1 pseudogene is annotated in these 244 nt (G+C 32.8%); it reads right to left on the bottom strand.

Features of this window, described 5'->3' with window-relative positions:
* Positions 1-216, bottom strand: a pseudogene (locus tag CXF59_RS00150) (hypothetical protein); the annotation flags it as partial.
* Positions 217-244 lie beyond the last annotated feature (28 nt).

The raw sequence follows: 244 nt of genomic DNA, 5'->3' as shown, positions 1-244 counted from the left end.
ATTTTTTTTATCTGTATTATTTTCTAACATTTCATCGAATATAGCCATCATTTCATCACCTTTTTCTTTTTCACCAGTGAATCTAAGCGATTGAGCATAACGATAATAATAGACCCGTTCTAAATCTGTTGTCATGGCAAATAATTCTCCATACCACCTAGAAGATTCCTTTAGTTCCCCATTAAAGTAATAGGCATTTCCCAGTTTTTGGAACATATCAGCAGATTTATAACCTTTTTCTGCG

It is taken from the genome of Flavobacterium sp. ALD4, from assembly GCF_002836475.1.
Classification (GTDB): Bacteria; Bacteroidota; Bacteroidia; order Flavobacteriales; family Flavobacteriaceae; genus Flavobacterium.
The sequence above is the reverse complement of the archived record's forward strand: the minus strand, read 5'-3'. Positions and strand labels throughout refer to the sequence as shown.